This window comes from Stenotrophomonas maltophilia (assembly GCF_047782825.1).
GTDB lineage: Bacteria > Pseudomonadota > Gammaproteobacteria > Xanthomonadales > Xanthomonadaceae > Stenotrophomonas.
In genome coordinates this window covers 4,090,130-4,115,396 of record NZ_CP180589.1, presented here as the reverse complement: position 1 = coordinate 4,115,396, position 25,267 = coordinate 4,090,130, and the positions used below count along the sequence as shown (strand labels likewise).

General features: G+C 67.7%; 17 protein-coding genes. 8 read left to right on the top strand and 9 right to left on the bottom strand.

The features are described 5' to 3' along the window. Positions 1-14: 14 nt before the first annotated feature. Positions 15-212, bottom strand: a complete 198-nt coding sequence (locus ACM2ZB_RS18975) for a zinc-finger domain-containing protein (protein WP_313441553.1) — start codon at positions 210-212, stop codon at positions 15-17. Between the two features lie 128 nt (positions 213-340). Then, positions 341-3,082: a TonB-dependent receptor plug domain-containing protein gene (locus ACM2ZB_RS18970; RefSeq protein ID WP_416056580.1), complete on the bottom strand. Its 2,742-nt coding sequence runs from the start codon at positions 3,080-3,082 to the stop codon at positions 341-343. 418 nt (positions 3,083-3,500) lie between these two features. On the opposite strand from ACM2ZB_RS18970, the gene ACM2ZB_RS18965 reads away from it, so the two are divergent. Beyond that, positions 3,501-6,845, top strand: a complete 3,345-nt coding sequence (locus ACM2ZB_RS18965; RefSeq protein WP_416056579.1) for a GH92 family glycosyl hydrolase — start codon at positions 3,501-3,503, stop codon at positions 6,843-6,845. A gap of 4 nt (positions 6,846-6,849) precedes the next feature. After that, a complete protein-coding gene (locus tag ACM2ZB_RS18960; protein WP_416056578.1) occupies positions 6,850-7,593 on the top strand; it encodes a basic secretory protein-like protein in 744 nt (247 codons plus the stop codon). 119 nt (positions 7,594-7,712) lie between these two features. Here ACM2ZB_RS18960 and ACM2ZB_RS18955 read toward each other — a convergent pair whose 3' ends face one another. Further along, entirely contained in the window at positions 7,713-10,004 is a 2,292-nt protein-coding gene (locus tag ACM2ZB_RS18955; protein ID WP_416056577.1) for an NADP-dependent malic enzyme, read from the bottom strand. A 230-nt stretch (positions 10,005-10,234) separates the two neighbouring features. Further along, positions 10,235-11,578, bottom strand: a complete 1,344-nt coding sequence (locus tag ACM2ZB_RS18950; RefSeq protein ID WP_313441563.1) for a dicarboxylate/amino acid:cation symporter — start codon at positions 11,576-11,578, stop codon at positions 10,235-10,237. A 331-nt stretch (positions 11,579-11,909) separates the two neighbouring features. Between ACM2ZB_RS18950 and ACM2ZB_RS18945 the strand changes: the two genes are divergently transcribed. The 3 genes from ACM2ZB_RS18945 to ACM2ZB_RS18935 all read left to right on the top strand — a co-directional run bounded on the left by ACM2ZB_RS18945 (position 11,910) and on the right by ACM2ZB_RS18935 (position 16,720). Beyond that, positions 11,910-13,076, top strand: a complete 1,167-nt coding sequence (locus ACM2ZB_RS18945) for an OprO/OprP family phosphate-selective porin (RefSeq protein ID WP_416056576.1) — start codon at positions 11,910-11,912, stop codon at positions 13,074-13,076. 68 nt (positions 13,077-13,144) lie between these two features. Then, complete coding sequence (locus tag ACM2ZB_RS18940) at positions 13,145-15,793, top strand: PAS-domain containing protein (RefSeq protein ID WP_416056575.1); 2,649 nt, start codon at positions 13,145-13,147, stop codon at positions 15,791-15,793. Positions 15,794-15,865: 72 nt separating this feature from the next. After that, complete coding sequence (locus ACM2ZB_RS18935; RefSeq protein ID WP_416056574.1) at positions 15,866-16,720, top strand: DUF6891 domain-containing protein; 855 nt, start codon at positions 15,866-15,868, stop codon at positions 16,718-16,720. A 40-nt stretch (positions 16,721-16,760) separates the two neighbouring features. On the opposite strand, the gene ACM2ZB_RS18930 is transcribed toward ACM2ZB_RS18935, so the two are convergent. From ACM2ZB_RS18930 to ACM2ZB_RS18915, 4 genes are read right to left on the bottom strand one after another with little or no spacing between them, the layout of a single operon-like run. Further along, complete coding sequence (locus ACM2ZB_RS18930) at positions 16,761-17,408, bottom strand: response regulator (RefSeq protein WP_416056573.1); 648 nt, start codon at positions 17,406-17,408, stop codon at positions 16,761-16,763. A gap of 28 nt (positions 17,409-17,436) precedes the next feature. Next, a complete protein-coding gene (locus ACM2ZB_RS18925; RefSeq protein ID WP_416056572.1) occupies positions 17,437-18,492 on the bottom strand; it encodes an ABC transporter substrate-binding protein in 1,056 nt (351 codons plus the stop codon). Next, the gene (locus tag ACM2ZB_RS18920) at positions 18,489-19,880 is read right to left on the bottom strand and encodes a sensor histidine kinase N-terminal domain-containing protein (protein ID WP_416056571.1); all 1,392 of its coding nucleotides are present in this window, start codon (positions 19,878-19,880) and stop codon (positions 18,489-18,491) included. The genes ACM2ZB_RS18925 and ACM2ZB_RS18920 overlap by 4 nt, the downstream gene beginning before the upstream one ends. Continuing rightward, on the bottom strand, positions 19,873-20,562 hold the full coding sequence (locus ACM2ZB_RS18915) for a response regulator (RefSeq protein ID WP_416056570.1): 690 nt from the start codon (positions 20,560-20,562) through the stop codon (positions 19,873-19,875). The genes ACM2ZB_RS18920 and ACM2ZB_RS18915 overlap by 8 nt, the downstream gene beginning before the upstream one ends. A gap of 250 nt (positions 20,563-20,812) precedes the next feature. Between ACM2ZB_RS18915 and ACM2ZB_RS18910 the strand changes: the two genes are divergently transcribed. The 3 genes from ACM2ZB_RS18910 (at position 20,813) to phbB (ending at position 24,117) form a co-directional block, all read left to right on the top strand. Then, positions 20,813-21,949 (top strand): OprO/OprP family phosphate-selective porin, encoded by a 1,137-nt coding sequence (locus tag ACM2ZB_RS18910; protein WP_313441625.1) that lies wholly within the window; start codon positions 20,813-20,815, stop codon positions 21,947-21,949. 73 nt (positions 21,950-22,022) lie between these two features. Further along, entirely contained in the window at positions 22,023-23,351 is a 1,329-nt protein-coding gene (locus ACM2ZB_RS18905; RefSeq protein WP_313441627.1) for a CitMHS family transporter, read from the top strand. Positions 23,352-23,376: 25 nt separating this feature from the next. After that, a complete protein-coding gene (phbB, locus tag ACM2ZB_RS18900; protein ID WP_416056569.1) occupies positions 23,377-24,117 on the top strand; it encodes an acetoacetyl-CoA reductase in 741 nt (246 codons plus the stop codon). Between the two features lie 35 nt (positions 24,118-24,152). Here phbB and ACM2ZB_RS18895 read toward each other — a convergent pair whose 3' ends face one another. Then, the gene (locus ACM2ZB_RS18895; protein WP_416056568.1) at positions 24,153-25,256 is read right to left on the bottom strand and encodes a DUF4274 domain-containing protein; all 1,104 of its coding nucleotides are present in this window, start codon (positions 25,254-25,256) and stop codon (positions 24,153-24,155) included. Positions 25,257-25,267: the final 11 nt, after the last annotated feature.

The window sequence follows — 25,267 nt, the reverse complement described above, 5'->3', positions numbered from 1 at the left end:
GAGGGGGCGGCCGCTTAGTCGGCCAGCACGAACACCGAACCGCAGTACGGGCACTGCGCTTCGCCGTTGGCCTCGTCCTCGATCGGCAGGTACACGCGCGGATGCGAGTTCCACAGCGCCATTTCCGGGGTCGGGCAGCTCAGCGGCAGGTCGCTGCGGTGCACGGTGTAGCGCTTTTCGGCGTTGGCGGGCGCGGTGGCGGTATGGCTCATGGCGGATGTCGATGAACGGATTGCGAGGCCTGCGATTCTAGCACCTGGGGCGGCCAGCCGCCCGCCCCTGCTGCTCCGCTGGGGGCCCCGGATGTGCGCCAGTGGGCGGCATCCGGGGCCGGGGCGGCCTACTGGAAGTCCAGCGACAGTTCCAGGAAGGCCGAACGGCCGTAGGCGTTGTAGATGCCCTGGTCGTAGTACGGCCAGTTGCCGTTGCTGCGGTCGATCGGCGGCATCTCGTCGGTCAGGTTGTTCACGGTCAGCAGCAGGCTGGCCAGGTCGTTGATGCGGTAGCCGACCGTGGCGTTCCAGGTGGTCCACGGGCCGATGTTGCGCTGCTCGCCAACGCTGTCCCAGGTGGGCGCGTTGCGTACGCCGAAGGCGCTGGCGGTGAACGGCCCGCGCTTCCAGTTCACGCCCAGGGTGGCGCGGTACTGCAGTTCGTTGGAATTGCCGCAGCACAGCTGGTCGTAGACCGGGTCGCCCTCCTTGTCCTGGGTGGTGTGCTTGAGCGGCCGGTAGTAGCCGGCGTTGACCGCGAAGTCACCCGCCGCCTGCGTGCCCCAGCGATAGTCCAGCGCGGCCTGCACGCCGGTCTGGCGCTGGCTGGCCACGTTGATCGGGTAGGAGAACACCTTGTCCACGCCGTTGGGGTTGAGCGGATCGGTGCCCGGCTTGCGCTGCACCTGGCCCAGCACCTGCTGGCAGGTGGGCGAGGTGATGTCGAAGCGGGTCTGTCCGTTTTCCGATACGCCCAGCCGGCAGTTGGCCTCGGTGTCGAGGATGCTGTCGGTACCGAGGATGCGGACTTCGTTCTCGATCACCACCGAGTTGTAGTCCACCGACACCGACAGCGCGTTGTCCAGCGCCGACCACACCACGCCATAGGTGAACGTGCGCGCCGTGATGTCCTTCAGGTCGCGGTTGCCGGTGCTGGATGACAGCACCTGCAGGCCGGATTTGTCGCAGTCATCGAAGTTGTCGGAGGTGTAGCCGGCCTGGCGGCATTGGTAGAGATCGGTGTTGGTGGTGTAGCCGCTGCTTTCGCGCGAGAACAGGTAGAACATGTCCGGCGAGCGGAACGCGGTGGCGTAGCTGCCGCGCAGCAGCAGCGACTCGACCGGCCGGTATTCCAGGCCCAGCTTCCAGGTGGCCTTGCCATTGCCGCCACCGCCCTGCAGTGCGTACTTGTCGTAGCGGCCGGACAGGTTGGCGCTGAACGTATCGACGATCGGCACCTGCAGCTCGGCGCCCAGCGCATACAGATCACGCTGGCCCAGCGCCGACGTGCCGGCGGTCTGTCCGCGGAACAGCACGCCCGCATTGGGATCGGCGGACTGGTTGAAGAACTTCTCGCGCTGGCCCTGCGCGATCAGCGCGAAGCCGACATCGCCGGCGGGCAGCGTGAACAGCGAACGATCCGTCAGCAGCGCGGTCACCGCCGTGCGCGACGCGCTGGACGCCGCGCGGTTGAGGCCGCTGAAGCTGTCGTACTGGTCGCGGGTGATCGGCTGGTACAGCCGCGAGAGATCGGGCGCGTAGACGTCATAGCCATCGCGCGTGCCCAGCAGCGGCCCCAGGTAGTAGTCATCCACGCCGTTCCTGGCCAGGAAATCGGTGGATTTGCGGGTGACATCGGTGCTGGAACGGTTGACGTACACATCGTAGTCGAAGCCCGCCAGCACGCCGCGCACACCGGCGGTGACGTTCAGCGAGCGGGTGTAGACGCGCTGGTCCTTGGCATCCAGGCCCACTTCCTCCGGCGCATAGATGCGCTGCCACTGTTCGTACTGGCCGCTGGTCTGGTTGTAGAAGGTCTTGTTCCAGAACGGGCTGCCGCCGCTGTAGGTGGGCCGGCTGAAGCCGAACAGGACGTCCGAGTACAGCTCGGTGTCCGGGGTCAGGTGGTAACGCAGGAACAGGGTGGCGTTGACGTCCTGGCTGGCGTTGTACAGCGATGCGGTGCCCACGTTGTCGGGGCTGCCGCAGTAGTAGCCGCCACCGGTGATGTCACGGTGCGCATACACCGTGCTGCCGCCGAACAGGTTCGACAGGCCCGCGCAGGTGGCCGCACCCGGGTCGATGTAGGCGTTGGGCCCCTGGCGCATGCGCAGGAAGCTGCGCGAGGGATCCTGTGGACCGGTGGGGTTGTCGTTGACACTGTCGATGCGGCTGCGGTCGAAGGCGTAGATCGCCTTCTGGTTGGTGTATTCCAGGCCGTAGCTGATATCCAGGTTGCCGAAGGTCTGTCCGCTGCTGGCGCTGAAGCGCTGGCTGGAGCCGCCGCCCTGGCTGTAGCCGCCCACGCGGTAACGCAGATGTGTGCCTTCCACGCGGTCCTTCAGCACGATGTTGACCACCCCGGCCACGGCCGAGGAGCCATACACCGACGACTGGCCACCGGTAAGCACGTCGATGCGCTCGACCATGCCCAGCGGGATGTTGGCGATATCTGCGATGCTGGTGTTGCCGTTGTAGGCCAACGGGTAACTGTTGATCGGCCGCCCGTTGATGAGGGTGAGCGTATAGCTGGGGTCCAAGCCGAACAGGCTGATGGTCTTCGCGCCCGGCGTGTAGAAGCCGGTGCCCTGCGAATCCTGCACCGATCCGTTGGATACCGGCAGCGAGCGCAGCGCGTCGAACACGGTGGTGAAGCCCTGTGCCTGGATCTGTTCGGCGGTGATGGTGGTGACCGGCGAAGGCCCTTCCACCTGTGCGCGCGGAATGAGCGAACCGGTGACCTTCACCGCATCCAGGTCGCGTGTGCGCGGCGGATCGGTGCCCTCTCCCTGCGGGGGAGACTGGGCCTGTACGGCAAGCGGCGACAACAGCAACGACGACATCAACAACGACAACAACCGGGGTTTCATCAAGCTCTCTCCAGAGGCGGATGACGGTCCTGCCGGTGGGGGGCGGACGGGAAGGTCGTGGATGGACGGCAGTGGCGGGCAGCAGCGGGACGGCGGCGGGGCCGGTCCGGATCAGGACATGCGGGGCATTCCGGTACAGGGGGTGAGCGGGCTCACTTTTAAATCGATCCAAGGGAACCTGTCAATAATTTGAAATGAAACGGTTTTGCCGGGTTTGGATCGAACTAATTGCACTTGTCAGGGGCCAATGGGCTGAGGCAGGATCAGGACGATTCCGACCCCGACCCGATCGCATGGCCCGACCCCCACCGGACCGGCATCGCCCCTACCCACCGCCCTCGGGCGGCGGGCGCGATGCTGTCCGTGGCGCGTGCCGATGCGGGTTCTGCCTGCCGCCTGCCCTACCGGGAGACCCAGCATGACCCTGACCGATCCGCGCCGCGCCCTGCTTCCACTCGCCCTGGCCCTTGCCTGTACCACCCCTGCCCTGCCGGCCGTGGCGCAGGGGCTGCAGACGTCCTTCGAGCGCGGCGAACCGGCACCGGCCTCGGCCAGCAGCGCGCTGCAGGTGCAGATCGGCAACGGCCCGGACGCGCCCTATGCGGCCAAGCGCAACGCCGGCTACAGCGGCCTGCATGCCCTGCGCTACCAGGCCGGCGGCGGCCAGGCACGGCGTGAGCTGTTCAGCACCGACATCGCCATCGACGCCGATACCACGCTGTCCTGGCTGGTGCTGCCGGAGATCGTCGGCAAGGACACCGTGGCCTCCACCTATGTGTCGCTGGACCTGCGCCTGGACGATGGCAGCCGTGTCTCGGCCAGCGCCGCGCGCGACCAGCACGGCATCGCCCTGGGCGCGCGCGCGCAGGGTGATTCGAAGACGCTGTACCCGCAGCAGTGGGCACGCAAGGCCGTGCGCCTGGGCGATGTGCCGGCATTGCGTGGCCGCCGCGTGGTGGCGATCGAACTGGACGTGGCCAGCGCCGAGGGCGCGCCGGTGTCGGGCTGGATCGACGATGTGCGCCTGGATGCGCAGCCGCGCACGGTGCCGCAGCGGGTATCGGACTGGGTGCTGACCACCCGTGGCACCCAGGCCAACGGCACGTTCTCGCGTGGCAACAATTTCCCGGCCACTGCGGTGCCGCACGGTTTCAACTTCTGGACCCCGGTGACCGATGCCGGTGCGCTGAACTGGCTCTACCGCTGGAGCGAGCAGAACAACGCGCAGAACCGCCCGCAGCTGCAGGCGCTGGCCCTGAGCCACCAGCCCAGCCCGTGGATGGGCGACCGCCAGACCTTCCAGGTGATGCCGTCGGCCACCCGTGGCGTGCCCGAGGCCGACCGTGGCAAACGTGCGCTGTCCTTCAACCGCACCCACGAAAGCGCGCGCCCGTACCGCTATGACGTGCGCTTCGACAACGGCATCGCGGCCTCCATCGCGCCGACCGATCATGCCGCCCTGTTCCACTTCAGCTTCCCTGAAAACGGCGATGCCAACCTGCTGTTCGACAATGTCGATGCACGCGGCGGGCTGACCCTGGATGCAGCCACGCAGACCCTGGCCGGCTACACCGACACCCGCAGCGGCCTGTCCAACGGTGCCACCCGCATGTATGTGGTCGCCAGCTTCGACAAGCCATGGCGCAGCAGCGGCCGCATCGATACCGGCCGCCCCACCGGCTACATCAAGTTCGACCCCGGCAGCGACCGCCAGGTGACCATGCGCATCGCCACCTCGCTGATCTCGGTCGAGCAGGCGCGGCACAATCTGGATCTGGAAATCGCCGCCGCCGACACGCTGGACAGCGTGGCCGGCCGCGCACAGGACGCCTGGGATGCACGCCTGGACCGCTTCGACATCGGCAATGCCAGCGACGATGCCAAGACCACGCTGTATTCCAACCTCTACCGTCTGTACCTGTACCCCAATTCCGGCCATGAGAATGCCGGCACGGCTGCGGCACCCGATTGGCGCTACGCCAGCCAGGCCAGTGCCGAGGACAACAACACCGATGGCAGCGCCAGCCGCAGCTTCGCACCGGTGCGCGATGGCCAGGTGTACGTCAACAACGGCTTCTGGGACACCTTCCGCACCACGTGGCCGGCGTATGCGCTGTTCACCCCGGACGATGCCGGCAAGCTGGTGCAGGGCTTCATCGAGCAGTACCGCGCCGGCGGCTGGATCGCACGCTGGTCGTCGCCGGGCTATGCGGACCTGATGGTCGGCACCAGCTCGGACGTCGCCTTCGCCGATGCGTGGCTGAAGGGCATCGGTGGCTTCGACCCGGCCGAGGCCTATGCCGCCGCGCTGAAGAACGCCACCGTGGTGCCGCCGGACCGCCATGTCGGCCGCAAGGGCATGGACCGCTCGACCTTCCGCGGCTATGCCAGCGCCGATGTGCATGAGGGCATGTCATGGACGATGGAAGGCGCGTTGAACGACTTCGGCATCGCCAACATGGCCGAGGCCCTGGCCAAGCGCGCGACCAGCGCCGCCGAACGCGAGCGCTACAGCACCGAAGCGGACTACTTCCGCTACCGCGCGGCCGGCTACTCGACCCTGTTCGACCCGGCCGCCGGCTTCTTCCAGGGCCGCAAGGCCGATGGCAGCTGGCGCGTGGATGCCAAGGCCTACGATCCGCGCGTATGGGGCCACGACTACACCGAATCCAACGGCTGGACGTTCGCGTTCACCGCCGCGCACGACGGCGAGGGCCTGGCGGCGCTGTACGGTGGCCGCGACAAGCTGGCGGCCAAGCTGGACGCCTTCTTCTCCACCCCGGAAACCGCTGATCCCGCATTGGCCGGCTCCTACGGCGGCACCATCCATGAAATGACCGAAGCGCGTGATGTGCGCATGGGCATGTACGCGCACAGCAACCAGCCGGCACACCACATTCCGTGGATGTACCTGTACGCCGGGCAGCCGTGGAAGACCCAGCAGCATGTGCGCGAGATCCTGTCGCGGCTGTATGTCGGCAGCGAGATCGGCCAGGGCTACCCGGGCGATGAGGACAATGGCGAGACCTCGGCGTGGTACGTGCTGGCCTCGCTGGGCCTGTACCCACTGCGCATGGGTGCGCCGGAGTATGTGATCGGCTCGCCGGCATTCGAGCATGCGCGGGTGGAACTGCAGGGCGGCGCGGTGCTGACCGTCAACGCCGCCAACAACTCGGCGCAGAACGTCTACGTGCAGTCGCTGAAGATCAACGGCAAGCCGTGGACGAAGACCTGGGTGCCGCACGAGCTGATCGCCAAGGGCGCGACGCTGGACTTCGAGATGGGCCCGCAGCCGTCGCGCTGGGGCAGCGGTGCCGACGATGTGCCGCGTTCGCTGACCGCCCCGGGCCAGCGCCCGCAGATGCTGCACGACCTGCTGGGCAGTGGCGCGAAGGCGACCCTGGCCGATGGCCGCGTGCTGCCGGCACTGGTCGACGACGATGCCGGTACGGCCGTGCCGCTGGGCGGTGGCGCGACCATCGCGCTGACCGCAGTGTCTGACGGTGCGCCGACGATGTACACGCTGACCAGCGGGGAAGGCGCCATTCGCGGCGCCGAGTGGACGCTGGAAGCGCGCAGCGGCAATGGCCGCTGGATCACACTGGACCAGCGCCGCGGCGAGGACTTCACCTCGGCACGGCAGACCCGCCCGTTCCGTATCGCCTCGCCCTCACGCCATGCCGAGTACCGTCTGCGCCTGGCTGCGCCGGGGCGCCTGCAGCTGGCAGAGATCGAACTGTTGGCGCCCTCCACTCTACAATGACGTCATGCGCATCCGCCTGTTGACCCTTACCCTTGCCGCCCTCGCCCTGCCCAGCCTTGCGCAGGCCCAGCCCCAGACCCAGGCCTTCGATGGCCAGGTCAGCCGCGACGGCGTGACCCTGTATTACCAGGACGCCAGCGGCGCCCTGGCCGCGCCGGTGCGCAAGCGCATCATCGACACGTTCTACTTCGCCTACCTGCGCGAACGGGCGGATTTCCATCCGGCTGCGCCGGCCGAAGTGCGCATCGTGATCGATCCGGCGTACAACGGCGTGGCCTATGTAGGCGACAAGGACAAGGCCAGCACCATCACCATCAATCCGGGCTGGCTGCGGCAGCATCCCGATGACATCGACCTGGTGACCCACGAGGCGATGCACATCGTGCAGGGCTACCCCAGCTACGGCGACAAGCGCGTGCCGGGCTGGCTTGTGGAAGGCATTGCCGATTACGCGCGCGACCGCTACGGCATGAGCAATACCGCTGCTGGCTGGGCGTTGCCGGAAAGGGTGGGCAAGGGCCAGACCGTGGAAAGCGGCTACCGGGTGACCGGCGCCTTCCTGAAGTGGGCCGAGGGCGAACACCCTGGCCTGGTGCTGGCGCTGGACAAAGCGTTGCGAGCGGGCCAGTACACGCCGGCGGTGTGGCAGAAGCACACCGGCAAAGCCCTGCCGGCGCTGTGGACGCAGTACGCCAAGCCGCGCTCGGACGCGCCGCCACCGGCACCGGCACGGCGCGGCAAGCGCTGATTCGCCGCGCTGCGCGCTCGCCGGGCATGGCCCGGCGCTACCCGATCCGGTTTCCGCTGCGCGGAAACAGAAACGCGCCCGGTAGGGCGCGTTTCTGCAGCTGTCGCTGGAACGAAGGCTTACGCCTTCTTTTCCGCTTCCAGCTGCTTGCGGATCTGCGAATCGACCGCCGCGATCGCGGTCATGTTCAGGATCCGGCGCGAGGTCGCGCTGGTGGTCAGGATGTGCACCGGCTTGTTCACGCCCATCAGGATCGGACCGATCGCCACGCCATCGGTGAACACGCGCACCAGGTTGTAGGCGATGTTGGCCGCTTCCAGGTTCGGCAGCACGAACAGGTTGGCACGGCCCTGCAGGGTCGAGCCCGGCAGCAGCTTCTGGCGCAGCGCTTCGTCCCACGCGGTGTCGCCCTGCATTTCGCCGTCCACGTTCAGACGCGGGTTGCGCTTGAGCAGCAGCTCGCGCACCTGGCGCATCTTCAGCGCATCCTTGGAATCGTGGCTGCCGAAGTTGGAGTGCGACAGCAGCGCCACCTTCGGCTCGATGCCGAACAGCTTCATGCGGTAAGCCGCCTGCAGGGTCGCTTCGCACAGCTGCTCGGCGGTCGGGTCTTCCTGCACGTGGGTGTCCACGAAGAAGAACACGCCCTGCTGGTTGATCACGCCGGTCATGGCCGAAGTGGAGGTGACCTTCGGTTCCAGCGGCAGCACGCTGCGCACGTAACCCAGCTTCTTGTGGAAGCGGCCGACGATGCCGGTCAGCATCGCATCGGCTTCGCCACGGGCGACCATCACCGCTGCGATCAGGGTCGGGCGTGAACGCATCAGGTTCTTCGCCGCGGCCACGGTCACGCCGCGGCGGCCGGTCAGGCCGTGGTAGTACTGCCAGTATTCGTTGAAGCGCGGGTCGTCATTGATGTTGGTGACTTCAATGTTCTCGCCGATCTTCAGGCGCAGGCCCAGGCGCTCGATGCGTGCTTCGATCACTTCCGGGCGGCCGATCAGGATCGGGTGCGCCAGGCCGTCGTCGACCACGTTCTGCACCGCCTGCAGCACCACTTCTTCTTCGCCTTCGGCGTAGACCACACGCTGCTTGTCGCTGCGCGCGCGGTCGTAGACCGGCTTCATCATCAGGCTGGTGCGGTAGACGAACTGGGCCAGCTTGTCGCGGTAGGCGCCCATGTCGGCGATCGGGCGGGCGGCCACGCCCGAATCCATCGCGGCCTGGGCCACGGCGGCGGACAGCTCCACCAGCAGGCGGCGGTCGAACGGGCGCGGGATCAGGTATTCACGGCCGAAGCTGGGGGTGTCGCCGCCATAGGCCGAACCCATGTCGGTGGCCGCACGGCGGGCCAGCGCGGCGATGGCGCGCACGCAGGCGATCTTCATTTCCTCGTTGATCGCGGTGGCGCCCACGTCCAGCGCGCCGCGGAACAGGTACGGGAAGCACAGCACGTTGTTGACCTGGTTCGGGTAGTCCGAACGGCCGGTGCCGATGATCGCGTCCGGACGGGCGGCGCGCGCCAGTTCCGGCATGATTTCCGGGGTCGGGTTGGCCAGGGCGAAGATCACCGGGTCCGGCGCCATGGTCTTGACCATGTCGGCGGTCAGGATGCCCGGGGCCGACAGGCCCAGGAAGATATCCGCGCCATCGACGATCTCGGCCAGGGTGCGCTTGTCGGTGTCGCGCGCATAGCGCTGCTTTTCCGGGTCCAGATCGGTACGGCCGGTGTGGATCACACCCTCACGGTCGAAGGCCAGGATGTTTTCCGGCTTCAGGCCCAGCTGCACCAGCATGTTCACGCAGGAAATGCCGGCCGCGCCCATGCCCGTGGTCGCCAGCTTCACTTCTTCGATCTTCTTGCCGGTGATGGCCATGGCGTTGAGCACCGCGGCGCCGACGATGATCGCCGTGCCGTGCTGGTCGTCATGGAACACCGGGATCTTCATGCGCTCGCGCAGCTTGCGCTCGACCACGAAGCATTCCGGGGCCTTGATGTCTTCCAGGTTGATGCCGCCGAAGGTCGGCTCCAGCGAGGCGATGATGTCGACCAGCTTGTCCGGGTCGGTTTCGTCCACTTCGATGTCGAACACATCGATGCCGGCGAACTTCTGGAACAGCACGCCCTTGCCTTCCATCACCGGCTTGCCGGCCAGCGCACCGATGTTGCCCAGGCCCAGCACCGCGGTGCCGTTGGAGATGACCGCCACCAGGTTGCCGCGCGCGGTCAGTTCACTGGCCTGCTGCGGGTCCGCCTTGATCGCTTCACAGGCGTATGCAACGCCCGGCGAATACGCCAGCGACAGGTCGCGCTGGGTCAGCATGGGCTTGGTTGCGGAGACCTTGATCTTGCCCGGGGGAGACATCCGGTGGTAATCGAGGGCGGCCTGTTTGAAATCTTCGTTGGACATCGACGTGGGATACATGAATGGGCAAGAGGGACAGGGGATGATACCCCCGTTGGAGCGTGCGGACCTGTCGCTATCCTGTCGCAGCCATGCTGCGACCGCACAATTCCGTACCGTATGCGACAGCGCCAGGACACCAGCTTCGGCGATGCCCATGACAGCCATGGGACGCCGTGAAACGCTGCGGGGCCGTACCACTCACGTGACCGGCCCCGCAGTACCACACACCTGGATCAGCCCTTGGCGGGCAGTGCCTCCGGCACCGCATCCACCGCCGGCGGCAGCTCGCTCTCGCGGCCGTCCAGGGCCAGCTTCAGGCGGTCGCGGTCCAGCGCGCCTTCCCAGCGGGAGACGACCACGGTGGCCACGGCATTGCCGATGAAGTTGGTCAGCGAGCGGCATTCGCTCATGAAACGGTCCACGCCCAGGATCAGCGCCATACCGGCCACCGGCACTTCCGGCACCACGGCCAGGGTGGCGGCCAGGGTGATGAAGCCGGCACCGGTGACGCCGGCTGCGCCCTTGGAGCTGAGCATGGCGACCAGCAGCAGGGCGATCTGGTGGCCCAGGGTCAGTTCGGTGTTGGTGGCCTGGGCGATAAACAGCGCGGCCAGGGTCATGTAGATGTTGGTGCCGTCCAGGTTGAACGAGTAGCCGGTAGGGACCACCAGGCCGACCACCGACTTGCTGCAGCCAGCGCGTTCCATCTTTTCCATCAGCGACGGCAGGGCCGATTCGGAGGACGAGGTGCCCAGCACCAGCAGCAGTTCGGCCTTCAGGTAGCGGGCCAGCTTGAACACCGAGAAGCCGCACAGGCGGCAGACCACGCCCAGGATGACCGCCACGAACAGGAAGGCGGTGATGTAGAACGAACCCACCAGCCAGGCCAGGTTGATCAGCGAGCCGACGCCGTACTTGCCGATGGTGAAGGCGATGGCACCGAAGGCACCGATCGGGGCGGCCTTCATCAGGATGTGCACCAGCTTGAACACCGGGGCGACCAGCGCTTCCAGGAAGTTCTGGATCGGCTTGCCCTTCTCACCCACCGAGGCCAGCGCGATGCCGAACAGCACCGCCACGAACAGCACCTGCAGGATGTTGCCATCGACGAAGGCACTGATCAGGGTCTTCGGAATGACATCCATCAGGAAGCCGACCAGGGTCAGGTCGTGCGACTTTTCCACGTAGCTGTGGACTGCGGTCTGGTCCAGCTCGGCCGGGTTGATGTTCATGCCCGCGCCGGGCTGCACCACGTGCGCCACGATCATGCCCACGATCAGGGCGAGGGTGGAGAAGAACAGGAAGTAGGCCATCGCCTTGACGAAGACCCGGCCCACCGTGCGCAGATGGGTCATGCCGGCGATGCCGGTGACGATGGTCAGGAAGATGACCGGCGCGATGATCATCTTCACCAGGTTGATGAAGGCATCGCCCAGCGGCTTCATCTTCTCGCCGATCAGCGGCTCGTAGTGGCCGAGGATGGCGCCCAGGATGATCGCCACGATCACCTGGAAATACAGCTGGCGGTAGATCGGCAACGGCTTGCTGGGCACCGGTGCGGTGGTCGGGATGTGCATGGCGGACTCCGGAAGGGGAGAGTTCTGGCGCGAACGGTCCCGGCTGGGCGGGGACCGTCTCCGTGGAACTGGCCGCAGGCCGGGCACGGCGTGCAGGGTGGTGCGACCAATGGACGCCTTTGTACGCGCAGGGCACGCCGGCGCAGATAACCTATTGGTACTAGCCCCCCGGTTCAGGTGGCAGGGGTGCCTACACTGGCGCCGCGCTGCCCATCCCGGGGATGGCCGGCAGCCCTTCCTGAACCGTCGGGCGAACCGCTGCGAAAGTTCCGGCCATTGCGGCCGTTGTTGTCCTGTCCACACGCATTCCGAGAGAGAGAGCCGCACCACCATGCGCCCGATTCCGTCCCTGCTGGCCCTGTCGCTGGCCGCCCTGCCCGCCTTTGCATCCGCCGCCGATTTCGACAACTGGCCCACCAAGTACGCCTTCGGCGACGGCACCGAACTGGCTGCCACCGCCAACATCGCCTACGACTACAACGACTTCTCCTCCGGCAGCGGCATCGAAGACGATGACGCGGTGCGCCGCAAGGAATTCGGCGCGACCCTGAAGAAGAAGGGCGTGTACGACGCGATGGTCTACTACGATTTCCAGGCCGATACCTGGCTGGACGTGTTCGTGCGTTTCGAGAGCAAGGCGTTCTTCGGCCGTGACGTGGGCCGCTTCCGCTTCGGCTACATGAAGACCCCGGTCGGCCTGGACGCGAACACCTCTTCGCGCGCCGGCAGCTTCCTGGAAACCGCCCTGCCCGTGCAGGCCTTCTACGCAGGCCGCCGCACCGGCGTGGAGTGGGTGCTGGAGCGCCCGCAGTACCTGCTGCAGGCCGGCGCCTACGGCGGCAAGGACCTGCAGGGTGACAACCCGGGCACCACCCAGGCCGTGCGCGCGGTGTGGACCCCCATCAAGGCACCGGGCGACGTGGTCCACCTGGGCCTGGCCTATTCGCAGGAGAACCCGCGCGGTTACCACGATGGCCGCGACGTGCACCACGAAGCCAGCGCGCGCCTGCGCGCGCGCCCGGAAGCCGGCCTGACCGACATCCGCCTGGTGGATTCGGGCGCGCTGGTCACCGCCGACCAGATCCGCCGCACCGGCCTGGAAGGCATCTGGATCCGTGGCCCGTTCTCGCTGCAGGCCGAAGCCCTGCAGGCCACCGTCACCCGCAAGGGCCTGCCCGACTACACCGGCAACGGCCAGTACGCCATGGCCAGCTGGGTGCTGACCGGCGAATCGCGCCCGTACAACGCCGGCGCCGTGGCCAATATCAAGCCCGCCCACAACTATGGCGCGGTCGAGCTGCTGGCCCGCTACAGCCGCCTGGACCTGGACGATGGCAGCATCCTCGGTGGCCGCCAGCACGACCTGACCGTGGGCGCCAACTGGTACCTGACCAGCCACTTCAAGTTCCAGGCGAACTACGTGAAGGTCGATGCCAGCCGCCGTGGCGTGCACAGCACCCCGGAAATCTTCGAACTGCGCGCGCAGATGCACTTCTGATCCCTTCCACGTGTCAGAACCCGGCGGGCGTGTACACCACGCCCGCCGGCCCTGCGTAGACTGCCGCCATGTACTGGCTCAGCCGCCACCGCATGCTGTTGCTGACCATCCTGGTGATGGTCGGCGGTACCGTGCTGTGCGCGGTCGCCGCCGGCCACTACGCATGGCGGCGTGCCCTGGCCGCCGAAAGCAACCAGGTGCAGCGCCAGCTGCAGCTGTATGGCCAGGGCCTGCAACAGCGCATCGACCGCTTCGGCACGCTGCCGCAGGTGATGGCGCTGGACCCCGACCTGCTGCAGGCCCTGTGTGCACCGCTGGCGCCTGCCGAACGGCAGCGCCTGAACCTCAAGCTGCAGCGTGCCAACCAGGTCACCCGCACCTCTACCCTGACCCTGGTCGGCCGCGATGGCGTGGCCGTGGCGGCCAGCAATTTCGACCAGCCCACCACCAATGTGGGCGAGGACTACAGCTACCGGCCGTACTACCAGCAGGCGCTGGCGCACGGCCGCGGCCGCTTCTACGGCATCGGCATGACCACCGGCGTGCCGGGCTACTTCATGTCCGAAGCGATCGTCGATGGCAGTGGCCAGCGCATCGGCGTGATCGTGATCAAGATCGAACTGTCCGCGCTGGAACAGGAATGGCTGAGCAGCCCTGATGTGGTGCTGGCCAGCGACAACCACGACGTGGTGTTCCTGGCCAACCGCGATGCCTGGCGCTACCGCCTGCTGCGCCCGCTTGGCGCCGATGAACGCCGGGAAATGCTCGATGCCCGCCAGTACGCGGATCGTTCGCTGCAGCCGCTGCGCGTGCGAACCGAAGACGTGCTGGCCGATGGCGGGCGCATGGTGCGCCTGCTCGATCCGGCGCTGCCGCAGGCGATGCTGTGGCAGAGCTTGCCGCTGCCCGATGAACACTGGAGCCTGCACCTGCTGCACGACGCCAGCGGCGCTTCCAGCGCGGGGCGTGCCGCGGCCATGGCCGGGGGCGCGGTGTGGCTGGCGCTGGGCTTCCTGGTGCTGTTCGTGCAGCAACGCCGCCGCCTGTCACGCCACCGTCAGCGCAGCCGCAGCGAGCTGGAAACCCTGCTCAAGCAGCACGCGCAGGAACTGCGCACCGCGCAGGACGGCCTGCTGCAGGCCGCCACCGATGCCGACAGCGGCCTCAGCCGCAGCCTGGAGCATCTGCCGCAGGGCGTGGTGATCATCGACAAGGAACAACGGCTGGTGGCGTGGAATTCGCGCTATATCGAACTGTTCCGCTTCCCGCAGGGGCTGGTGAGGGTCGGCCGCCCCATCGAGGAACTGTTCCGCTTCAACGCCCGCCGCGGCCTGCTCGGGCCGGGCCCCATCGACGAGGCCATCGAGCGCCGCCTGAACCATCTGCGCAGCGGCCGCCCGCACATGCGCGAAAGCGAGAAGGATGACGGCACGGTGCTGGAGATCCGCGGCAACCCCCTGCCCGACGGCGGCTTTGTCACCAGCTATGCGGACATCACCAGCTACAAGAACGCGGCGCGCGAGCTGCGTTCGCTGGCCGACGCACTGGAACACCGCGTGGCCGAACGTACCCATGACCTGGACGAAGCCCGCCGCGAGGCCGTGCAGGCCAACCGCTACAAGACCCGCTTCGTTGCCTCCGCCGTGCACGACCTGCTGCAGCCGCTCAATGCCGCGCGCATGTTCGTGTCGGTGCTGCGCGCGCGGCTGAGCGGAGAAGCGCGCGAACTGAGCGAGCACGTCGATGCCGCGCTGGCCGCGCAGGACGCCATCCTCAACAGCCTGCTGGATATCTCCCGCCTGGAATCAGGCTCGCTGCAGACCCGCGTGCGTGCCTTCGCGCTGTCGCCGCTGCTGGAAACCCTGGCCCGCGAATTCGGCATCGCCGCGCAGAGCCGTGGCCTGCAGCTGCACTGGGTCGACACCCGCGCGGTGGTGGTCAGCGATGAGGCGCTGCTGCGCCGCATCCTGCAGAACTTCCTGTCCAACGCGCTGCGCTATACCCCGCGTGGGCGCGTGCTGATCGGTTGCCGGCGCGTGGGCGACCAGCTGCGCATCGAAGTGCACGACCAGGGCCCGGGCATTCCGGAAAGCCTGCAGGGCGAGATCTTCGAGGAATTCCGCCGCTTGAACGATGGTGTGGAACAGGAGCGCGGCGCGGGCCTGGGCCTGGCCATCGTCGAGCGCATCGGCCGCCTGCTGGGCCACCGCATCAGCCTGCGTTCCACCCTGGGCAAGGGCAGCGTGTTCGCGGTGAACGTGGCGCTGGGGCATGCCGACGATGTAGCTGCGCCTGCACCGGCACCGGTGGTGGCCGCCGAACCGTCCGACGACAGCCCGCTGCGCCAGTGCCGGGTGTGGAGCATCGACGATGACCCGCGCGTGTGCGCGGCCACCCGCGCCCTGCTGGAACGCTGGGGCTGCAACGTGGAAGTGGCCGATGGCCCGCAGGGCGCGCTGGAGATCGCCAGTGCGCTGAACGTGCCGCAGCTGCTGCTGCTGGACGTGCGCATGGGGCAATGGCACGGCCCGGATCTGTACGAGGCATTGTGTACGTTGTGGCAGGCACGGCCGCCGGTGATCCTGGTGACCGCCGAGCGCGATGACGCACTGAAGGCCCATGCGGCCGAGCAGGGCTGGGGGTTCCTGCCCAAGCCGGTGCGACCGCCCGCGCTGCGGGCGCTGATGACGCAGCTGCTGGTGCGGCACCGGGGGTAACGGCAATTGACGTTGCTCGTTGTAGAGCCGAGCCCACGCTCGGCTGCCTTGCCTACAATCGACGGCCCACCCATGCCAGGCCGGCTGACCATGCCGAAGTCCCCGAAGACGGAAATTCCCGCTGATCTGTTTGCCGCTGCGTGGGCTGCCGATGCGCAGGCCACGGCGGCGTTTCTCGCTGCGGGCGCGGATGTGCACGCAGTGGATGCCTTTGGGTTCACGGCACTGGAAAGGGCCGCATCCAGCCTGGATCGCGCCCCCATGGAAACCGCCCTCGCCACCCTGCGCCTGCTGATCGATGCCGGCAGCCCGCTGGAGCACGTTGGCGCTGGCGGACGCACAGCGTTGTATCTGGCGGCAGAGTTCTCGCCTGACGGTCCCGAGGCGGTGCAGCTGCTGGTCGATGCCGGTGCACAGCCCAATGTCTGCGACGCACATGGCAACCACATCGTGGAAAACGCCTGGTCACCGCAGGTGAAGGCCTTGCTGGCGGAGCTGACCGGCCACGCGATTGCCGAGGTCATCGTGCGTAAGCCGGACCGCAGGATGTCCGCTGCTGTGTGGAAGCTGGCGCGGGGCAGGATCGATGCGGCGTTCGCGGTTCTGGAGGCCGCTGGCATCGTGACGGCCCACGCCCAGGGCGATACCCAGGACGACGGCCGCGAAGACACCCATGAGCATTTCGTTGAACGCGGTGGCACCGCTGCCGGCCTGAAGGGCTTCTGTTTCTATTCCGGCGATGACATGAAGCGCGCCAGGCGCACCAGTGATCTGGCGATTGGTTTCTGGGGCCCGCCCGACAGCGCCGCCATGGAGCGGATCGGCCAGGCCATTGTCGATGCGTTCGCCAGCGTCGGCCTGCCTGCCGAGTGGGATGGGACCGAACGCATGCGTCCCAGCATCGACCTGCGTTCGATCAGCACCTGACAGGAATCAGCCGAGCGTGGGCTCGGCTCTACAAGGCGGGTCAGATCCCGCCCGCGTCGCCTTCCGGCTCCAGTGCCTTCACCAGCACCGCGGCCTGGGTGCGGCTGTGGCACTCAAGCTTTTTCAGGATCGCGGTGACATGCACCTTCACCGTGTTCTCGGCCAGGCCCAGTTCGTAGGCGATCTGCTTGTTGAGCAGGCCATCGGCCAGGCACAGCAGCACGCGGAACTGCTGCGGAGTGAGCTGGGCCAGACGCGCGGCCAGCAATGCATCGGATTCGCTGCGCTCCGGCGCCATCGCCGGGAACCACAGGCTGCCGTCGAGCACCGCCTGCACCGCCTGGCCGATGGTCTCGGCCGGGGCCGATTTGGGGATGAAACCGGCGGCGCCGAACTGCTGGGCGCGGCGGATCACCCGCGGGTGGTCATTGGAGGAAAGGATAACCACCGGAATGTCCGGGTGCGAGCCGCGCACGTGCAGCAGCGCGGAAAAACCGTGCGCGCCGGGCATGGTCAGGTCCAGCAGCACCAGGTCCACATCCGGGTGGGCATCCAGCGCCTCGGCCAGGGCATCGGCACTGGCGACCTCGCGCACCTGCGCCACCGGCAGGCTCTGCCGCAACGACTGCACCACCGCCGAGCGCAGCAGCGGGTGGTCATCGGCGATCAGGATGGTGTATTCGCTCATGGGGCCATTGTACGTGCAGGCCGGCGGCTCAGCGCCCGGCCGGCTCCACGCTGCTGCGCCAGGCATCGAGGAACTGGCGGCGCTTGAGCGCGTCCAGGTACACCAGCAGGCCCGGGCCCAGCTGGATCGGGCGGCGGCTGCGTCCCGGCGCGTCGTCGCTGCGCGCGTTGCCGGTGACGATCGGCATCAGCCGCGCCTCGCGCGAGAGCACCTGCTGGCCGCGCGGTGACAGCAGGTAATCGAGGAAGCGTCGCGCCTCTTCCGGGTGCGGGCCGGTGCGCGGGATCACCGCCGTGCGCAGCACCACCAGGGTGTAGTCCTCCGGCTCGATGATGGCCAGCGGCGCGCCGGCATCGATGCGCGCCTGCGCATACGAGCCCAGCACGTTGTAGACCAGCGACAGTTCGCCGCTGGTGACCTTGTCCAGCAGTACACCGGTGCGCTCCTCGCGCAGCACCGCGTTGTCGCCCAGCGCGCCCAGCAACGCACCGGCGATGCTGCCGCGCTGCGCGTCCTGGGTGGCCAGCAGGTAGCCCACGCTGCTGCGCTCGATATCGTAGGTGCCGACCCTGCCGCGCAGCGGCGTGCCCTCGGCGCGCAGCAGGTCCAGCAGCTGGCGGCGGGTATGCGGTGCCTTCGCTGCGGGCAGGCGGCGGGTGTTGTAGACCATCACCACCGGTTCGTAGCTGATGCCGAACGCCTCGCTGCGCCACTGCGCCCACGCGGGCAGCGCGGCGGTCTGCGCCGAACGGTGCGGCAGCGCATGGCCATCGTTCACCAGCTTGGTCTGCAGATCCATGCCGCTGGAAATCAGCAGGTCCGGTGATTCCGGCCCGGCACGGTCGTGCAGGTAACGGGCGTACAGGTCCTGGGTGATGATGTCCTCGTACACCACTTCGGTGCCGGGGTGCAGGCGCTGGTAATCGGCGATGACCACGGCGAACACTTCGATGTCGGTCGAGCCATGGATGCGCAGCTGCGCGGTGGTTGCGCCCTGCGCGGGGAAGCGGCGCACATCACCGGGCGCGGCCAGCGCCGGCAGCGCCAGCAGCAAGGCGAGGGCGGCGGCGAACAGACGGATCATGGGCTGCTCCGAGGCAGGCGGATGGTGGCGACCAGGCCGCCCTGCGGGCGGTTGCTCAGGTCGATGTGGCCACCATGGCTGTCGACCACGCGCTTGACGATAGCCAGGCCCAGGCCTGCGCCGCCGGCAGCAGCGCCTTCACCGCGGGCGAAGCGCTCGAACACGCGCCCGGCATCGGCCGCGGCGATGCCCGAGCCATGGTCGGCAATGGTCAATATCGCCTGCCCGCTGTCCACGGTCAGCGCGATCTGCAGCGGGCCGTCGCCGCCGTACTTCAGGGCGTTGTCGACCAGGTTCTTGATCGCCTCGCGCAGCAGCAGCGCATCGCCATGCACCTGCACCGGTTCGGCGGTCATCGCCAGCTGCACGCGCGGCGCAGGCCCTGCCTGCGGCAGCGCTTCGTGCAGGGCCTGGTGCACGGTCTCGGCCAGGTCCACGGCTGCGAACCGCTGCAGGTTCGAGCGGTGGATCACGCTGGCATCGCTGAGCAGCTGGTTGAGCAGGCGGCTCATATGGGTGGCGTTGCGCTCGATGGCCTGCAGGCTGCGCCGCATGTCCTGCGGATCATCGTCGTCCAGCGCCAGCTGCGCCTGCGCGCGCAGTGCAGCCAGCGGCGTGCGCATCTGGTGCGCGGCCTCGGCCATGAACGCACGCAGTGTCTCGTTGCTGCTGGACAGCCGCTCCATGAAGCGGTTCAGCGCCGCCACCATCTGGTCCATCTCGCGCGGTACGCGTGCATCCAGCGGTTTCAGATCGGACGGCTCGCGCCGCGACAGTTCGCGCTCCACCCGCACCAGCGGGCGGAACGCACGGTGCACGCCGAAGGCCACCAGGGCCAGCAGCAGCAAGGACAGCACACCGATGGCCAGCAGCGCGCGGTTGACCATGTCCTGCGCCAGGGCCTCGCGCGCGCGCCGGGTCTGTCCCACCTGTACCTGCACTTCGCCCTGCGCAGAGGCGGCAGCGAAGCTGCGCCCGACCACCACGAAGCGCACGGTCTCGCCGCTGTAGGCCGCATCGAACAGCTGTGGCTGGGTGCCGGGCCGGCGCGGCGGTGCGGGCAGATCGCCATAGCCGGTGATCAGGTTGCCGCGGCTGTCGGCCACCCGGTAGAACACGCGGTCTTCCGGCGCCATGGCCAGCAGGTCCAGCGCGGCGTACGGCAGGTCGACCTGCCATTGGCCGTCGACCAGGGCCACCGAATCGGCAATGGACAGCGCCGAAGACACCAGCAGATGGTCGTAGGAACGGTTGGCGGCGCGCTGGCCGTAATCGCGCGCGGCAAACAGCAGGGCCACGGCGAACACCGCCAGCAGCGTGCCCAGGTACAGCAGCAGGGTGCGCCGCAGCGACCCCGGCGCGGCGCTGGCCGTACGCATCTCAGCCATCGCCATCGCTGCTGCCATCGCTGGCTTCCAGCAGGTACCCCACGCCACGCACGGTGGTGATGCGCAGCGGCGCGCCGGCCAGCTTCTTTCTCAAGCGGCCGATGTAGAGCTCGATGGCATTCGGCCCCGCCTCGTCATCGAAGCCGAACAGACCGTTGCCGATCTCGTCCTTGCCGACCACCTGGCCCAGGCGGCCAACCAGGATTTCCAGCAGCCGGTATTCGCGGTTGGGCAGCTCGATCGGTTCGCCATCCAGGGTCACGCGGTGCGCGGCATTGTCGAACTGGAAGCCGCCGACCTGCACGATCTCGCTGGCATTGCCACGCGCACGGCGCAGCAGCACGCGGCAGCGTGCCTCGAATTCGCGGAAATCGAAGGGCTTGCCCAGGTAGTCGTCGGCGCCGACATCCAGCGCCTGCACGCGGTCTTCGATGCCATCGCGTGCGGTCAGCATCAGCACCGGCGTGCTGTCACCCCGCTCGCGCATGCCGGCCAGCACGCGCAGGCCATCCAGCTTGGGCAGGCCGATATCCAGCACCACCAGATCGAAGCTCTGGTAGCGCAGCACGCTGGCCGCAGCCAGGCCATCGGCCTGCCAGTCCACGGCATGCCCGCTGCGGCGCATGCGGCGGATGATGGCATCGGCCAGGTCCGGGTTGTCTTCGACCAGCAACAGGCGCATCGGCGGGAACGGAGGGACGCGGGGGGAAGCGAATGCTACCGCGTGCGGCGCGGCGGCGTGCGGCGGGCATGGCCCGGCGAGCGCAGGGGCCCGCTTTACGCTGCACCGCACAAACCGCTGACAGGACGATGACAGCTACGGCGACACAGACTGCGGCCGCGCACCATCCGGTGCCCACGATTGCCGCGCGCCTGGCGTGCACCTGGGAGGGTTTGTGGAACTGAAGTTTGCCTGGCAGCGCCCCGCCGCCATGATGGCCCTGGCTGCGCTGGCCGCGCCGGCCTTCGCTGAAGACGACCGGCCGGTCACCGCCACGGTGGGCGGCCGCCTGCACCTGGACTTCGCCACGTTCGACAATGACGGCCGCGGCACGCCCAACAAGGACGATACCGAGATCCGCCGCGCCTGGCTGGACGTATCCGGCAAGTTCTTCGTGGTCGACTACAAGATGGAAGCCGACTTTTCCGGCGACCGGGTCGAGGCCAAGGACGTCTACCTCAGCCGCAGCTTCGGCAAGGCCGGCAAGCTGACGGTGGGCCAGTTCAAGCAGTACTTCTCGCTGGATGACCGCACCAGCTCCAACTACGGCAGCTTCCTGGAGCGCGGCAACGCCGGCACCACGCTGGCGCCGCTGTACCGCCTGGGTGCGTCCTGGCAGGCCAATCCGGGGGATTTCACCTGGGCGGCCAGCGTCTACAGCCTGGAAAGCATCGACGCCTGGCAGGTCAAGGGCCGGGCCGCCGGTGGCCGCGTCACCTGGGCGCCCGCGCCCAGCGACGGCGACGTGCTGCACCTGGGCCTGTCGCTGGCCCGCGAGGCCTACGACAACCCCGGTAGCAACGGGACCCCGGGCCTGAAGATCCGCCCGCGCCCGGCCGGCCACCTGTCCGACGAAAGCCGCCTGACCCTGGTCGATTTCTCCGCCGGCCGCGATACCGACGTCAACAAGTGGTCGCTGGAATACGCGCAGGTGCGCGGCCCACTGTCCTGGCAGGGTGAGTTCAGCGGTGCCACCTTCGACGACGGCGCCCAGCGGGGTGATGTGATGGCCGCCTACGGCATGCTCAGCTGGTTCGTCACCGGCGAAAGCAAGGCCTACGACCGCAAGACCGGCCGCTTCGCGCGGGTCAAGGACATCCGCCACAAGGCCGGTGCCTTCGAAGTCGCGCTGCGCTATGACCAGATGTGGGGCGCACAGCACCTGGATGGTGCGCCGGACCTGCGCCGCGGCAGCACCGAAGCCTGGACCTTGGGCGGCAACTGGTACCTGCGCGACAACCTGCGCTTCATGCTCAACGTGATCGAAAGCCGCAACCGCGACCGCCTGGCCGGGGTGACGGTGGACCGCACGCGCGCGGTCACCGGCCGCCTGCAGTTCGATTTCTAGGACACCTGCTGCGGGCCCCACGGCCCGCGCCCTTCCACTCCCCCACGTCCCGTTTTCCAGGAGTCTGCAGATGATGCTGAGCATCCTCGGCTTTGGCATGGTCATTACGTTCATGTACTTGATCATGAGCAAGCGACTGTCGCCGCTGGTCGCACTGATCACGATCCCCATCCTCTTCGCGCTGATCGGTGGCTTCGGCGCCAACATCGACGAAATGATGCTGGAAGGCATCAAGAAGATCGCGCCGACCGGCGTGATGCTGATGTTCGCCATCCTCTACTTCGGCGTGATGATCGATGCGGGCCTGTTCGATCCGCTGGTGCGGGTCATCCTGCGCTTCGTCAAGGGCGACCCGATGAAGATCGTGCTCGGCACCGCCGTGCTGGCGATGCTGATCTCGCTGGACGGCGACGGCTCGACCACCTACATGATCACCGTTTCGGCCATGCTGCCGCTGTACCAGCGGCTGGGCATGAACGCGCTGAACATGACCTGCGTGACCATTCTCGCCGGCGGCGTGATGAACCTGACCCCGTGGGGCGGCCCGACCGCGCGTGCGGCTACCGCGCTGCACGTGGATCCGGCCGATGTGTTCGTGCCGCTCATCCCGTCGATGGTGATCGCCTGTGCGGGCGTGCTGCTGCTGGCCTGGTACCTGGGCCTGAAGGAACGCCGGCGCCTGGGCGTGGTGACTCTGCCGCAGGGGGGCAGCTGGATGGACAGCAGCGTGTCCGATGACAACAACGCGCTGCCGTCGGTGGAAGACGCCGAGGACATCAAGCGGCCGAAGCTGCTGTGGGTGAACCTGGTGCTGACCCTGGCGCTGATGGGCGCGCTGATCGCCGGCGTGCTGCCGATGCCGGTGCTGTTCATGGTTGGCTTCGCCATCGCCCTGGTCATCAACTACCCGAACCTGGCCGAGCAGCGCCGTCGCGTGGTCAACCACGCCGGCAACGTGCTGTCGGTGGTGGCGCTGATCTTCGCCGCCGGCATCTTCACCGGCATCCTCAACAACACCGGCATGGTCGAGGCGATGTCGCACAGCTTCCTGGCGATCATCCCCGAATCGTGGGGCCCGTACCTGGCGGTGATCACCGCGCTGGCGTCGATGCCCTTCACGTTCTTCATGTCCAACGACGCCTTCTACTTCGGCGTACTGCCCATCCTGTCCGAGGCGGCCGGCAACTACGGCATCACCCCGGTGGAGATGGCCCGCGCTTCGCTGGCCGGGCAGCCGGTGCACCTGCTCAGCCCGCTGGTGCCGTCCACCTACCTGCTGGTGGGCCTGGCCAAGGTCGAATTCGCCGACCACCAGAAGTTCACCCTGAAGTGGGCAGTGGCCATCTCGCTGCTGCTGATGGCCGGCGGCCTGCTGTTCGGCCTGTATCCCTTCGCATCCTGATCCGGACACCAAGGAGCCTTCTGCAATGACGCTTCGAATCGCTTACGTCACCAGCGGCATGGGCAGTGTCGGCACTGCCATCTGCCAGAGCCTGGCCCGTTCCGGCCACACCGTGGTGGCCGGCTGTGCACCGAACTCGCCGCGCAAGGCCAACTGGCTGCGCGAACAGCGCGAACAGGGTTTCGACTTCATCGCCTCCGAAGGCAACGCCACCGACTGGTCATCCACCTCGGCGGCCTTCGCCAAGGTGCGCGCCGAAGTGGGCGACGTAGACGTGCTGGTCAACAACTCCGGCGGCAGCCGTGATCTGCTGTTCCGGCAGATGACGGTGGAGGACTGGAATGCGGTGATCGCCTCCAACCTCAACGCGTTGTTCAACCTGACCAAGCAGGTGGTCGATGGCATGGCCACGCGCGGCTGGGGCCGCATCGTCAACATCGGTTCGGTCAGCGCCCACAAGGGCCAGATCGGCCAGGTGAACTACGCGACGGCCAAGGCGGCAATGCACGGTTTCAGCCGTGCCCTGGCTGCTGAAGTCGCTTCGCGCGGGGTCACCGTGAACACCTTGTCGCCCGGCTACATCGCCAGCCAGGCCATCAGCAGCTTCCCGCCGGACGTGCTGGACCGGCTGGCCGCCTCGGTGCCGGTACGCCGCCTGGGCCGGCCGGAGGAAGTGGCCGGCCTGGTGGCCTGGTTGGCCTCGGATGAAGCCTCGTATGTGACCGGTGCCGATTACCCGGTCAATGGTGGGTTGTACATGGGGTGAAGTGCCCATCCACGCATGGCGTGGATCTACTGCTTCTACCCGCGGGCGTTCGCCAGCGCATCGGTAATGTCATCGGGCAGGCCGGTGATGAAATCCACGTCGTCCGATTCCTCCACGATCTGACCCGGGCGCGGCAGCCACATCAGGGCGGGAATCGCGCGCAGCACTTCCCGTCCCGGCCAGCGTGTGGGGAACCGTGGCCGGTTCCACTCCAGGTCGAAACCCAGCCCGTCATCCGCGTAGGCGCCTTCAGCCAGGCGCTGCTCGATCTGTCGCAACACGGCAGCAGTGTAGCGGTGCGACTCCGGCACATCCTCGATCGTGGCGAAGGAGACGTACCACGACGCGCCCAGGTTCCAGTAGAGCGCCAGTGCGCTGGACGCCGCCAGCGTCGGCTGTTCCAGCAACCACTGCAGCGCATCTGACAGTGAGCTGGCCTCGGCGAACAGCATCACCTGATGGCGTTGCTGCGGCGATGCCTGGCGAAGGAACGACTCAAGTACCGGCCAGCCCGCATCCGATGCCCTCGCCAGCGGCGACAGCATCGGTGGGACCGCTTCAGCATAGATGTCGACGTCGCCGGCCACGTCGTCGCCCTGGGCCGGGCCACGATCAGGCTGCATCGCAGCGGCCAGGTCCTGCAGTTGTGCAGCCACGTCCAATGGCAGGCCGTCATCGAAGGTTTCGTCAATCACCTCCGCGAAAGGATCGACCGCCCGCGCGCCGACGACGGCGGCCAGCATGGCGTCCGGCACGGCACGGCGCATCGTCAGCCCGGGATGATCGCCCGCCGATGGGCCAGGCCAGTTGCATGGATCGAAGGCAAGCCCATGATCGGCATAGAAGCCTGCCAGATAGCGCTGCTCGATGCCCTGGACGATCGCGTAGGCATCGCGCTCATGCTCGGGCACGTCGCCATCGCTGGCGTACTGGGCGAACCACGCTGCGCCCAGCGACCAGTACATCAGCAGGGCCGTCGCGCGATCGAGCTCGCTGCGCCCTGCCAGCCAGGCCAGCAGCTCGGGGCTGTCATCGTAGTTGCGGCGGGCGACGTAGATATGGCGCTGCTCGGGAGATGCCTGCAGCAGGTAGTCCTGCAGCAGCACGCGGGAGGCGCGGTCGTACTCGTCGGGGGTCAAGGGGAGGCTTC

Coding starts and splice junctions, on each gene's coding strand:
- ACM2ZB_RS18950 (WP_313441563.1), bottom strand. CDS start 11,578: ATGCACATCCCGACCACCGCACCGGTGCCCAGCAAGCCGTTGCCGATC.
- phbB (WP_416056569.1), top strand. CDS start 23,377: ATGACGCTTCGAATCGCTTACGTCACCAGCGGCATGGGCAGTGTCGGC.
- ACM2ZB_RS18930 (WP_416056573.1), bottom strand. CDS start 17,408: ATGAGCGAATACACCATCCTGATCGCCGATGACCACCCGCTGCTGCGC.
- ACM2ZB_RS18940 (WP_416056575.1), top strand. CDS start 13,145: ATGTACTGGCTCAGCCGCCACCGCATGCTGTTGCTGACCATCCTGGTG.
- ACM2ZB_RS18945 (WP_416056576.1), top strand. CDS start 11,910: ATGCGCCCGATTCCGTCCCTGCTGGCCCTGTCGCTGGCCGCCCTGCCC.
- ACM2ZB_RS18915 (WP_416056570.1), bottom strand. CDS start 20,562: ATGCGCCTGTTGCTGGTCGAAGACAACCCGGACCTGGCCGATGCCATC.
- ACM2ZB_RS18965 (WP_416056579.1), top strand. CDS start 3,501: ATGACCCTGACCGATCCGCGCCGCGCCCTGCTTCCACTCGCCCTGGCC.
- ACM2ZB_RS18975 (WP_313441553.1), bottom strand. CDS start 212: ATGAGCCATACCGCCACCGCGCCCGCCAACGCCGAAAAGCGCTACACC.
- ACM2ZB_RS18925 (WP_416056572.1), bottom strand. CDS start 18,492: ATGATCCGTCTGTTCGCCGCCGCCCTCGCCTTGCTGCTGGCGCTGCCG.
- ACM2ZB_RS18905 (WP_313441627.1), top strand. CDS start 22,023: ATGCTGAGCATCCTCGGCTTTGGCATGGTCATTACGTTCATGTACTTG.
- ACM2ZB_RS18960 (WP_416056578.1), top strand. CDS start 6,850: ATGCGCATCCGCCTGTTGACCCTTACCCTTGCCGCCCTCGCCCTGCCC.
- ACM2ZB_RS18910 (WP_313441625.1), top strand. CDS start 20,813: ATGATGGCCCTGGCTGCGCTGGCCGCGCCGGCCTTCGCTGAAGACGAC.
- ACM2ZB_RS18955 (WP_416056577.1), bottom strand. CDS start 10,004: ATGTCCAACGAAGATTTCAAACAGGCCGCCCTCGATTACCACCGGATG.
- ACM2ZB_RS18970 (WP_416056580.1), bottom strand. CDS start 3,082: ATGAAACCCCGGTTGTTGTCGTTGTTGATGTCGTCGTTGCTGTTGTCG.
- ACM2ZB_RS18920 (WP_416056571.1), bottom strand. CDS start 19,880: ATGGCTGAGATGCGTACGGCCAGCGCCGCGCCGGGGTCGCTGCGGCGC.
- ACM2ZB_RS18935 (WP_416056574.1), top strand. CDS start 15,866: ATGCCAGGCCGGCTGACCATGCCGAAGTCCCCGAAGACGGAAATTCCC.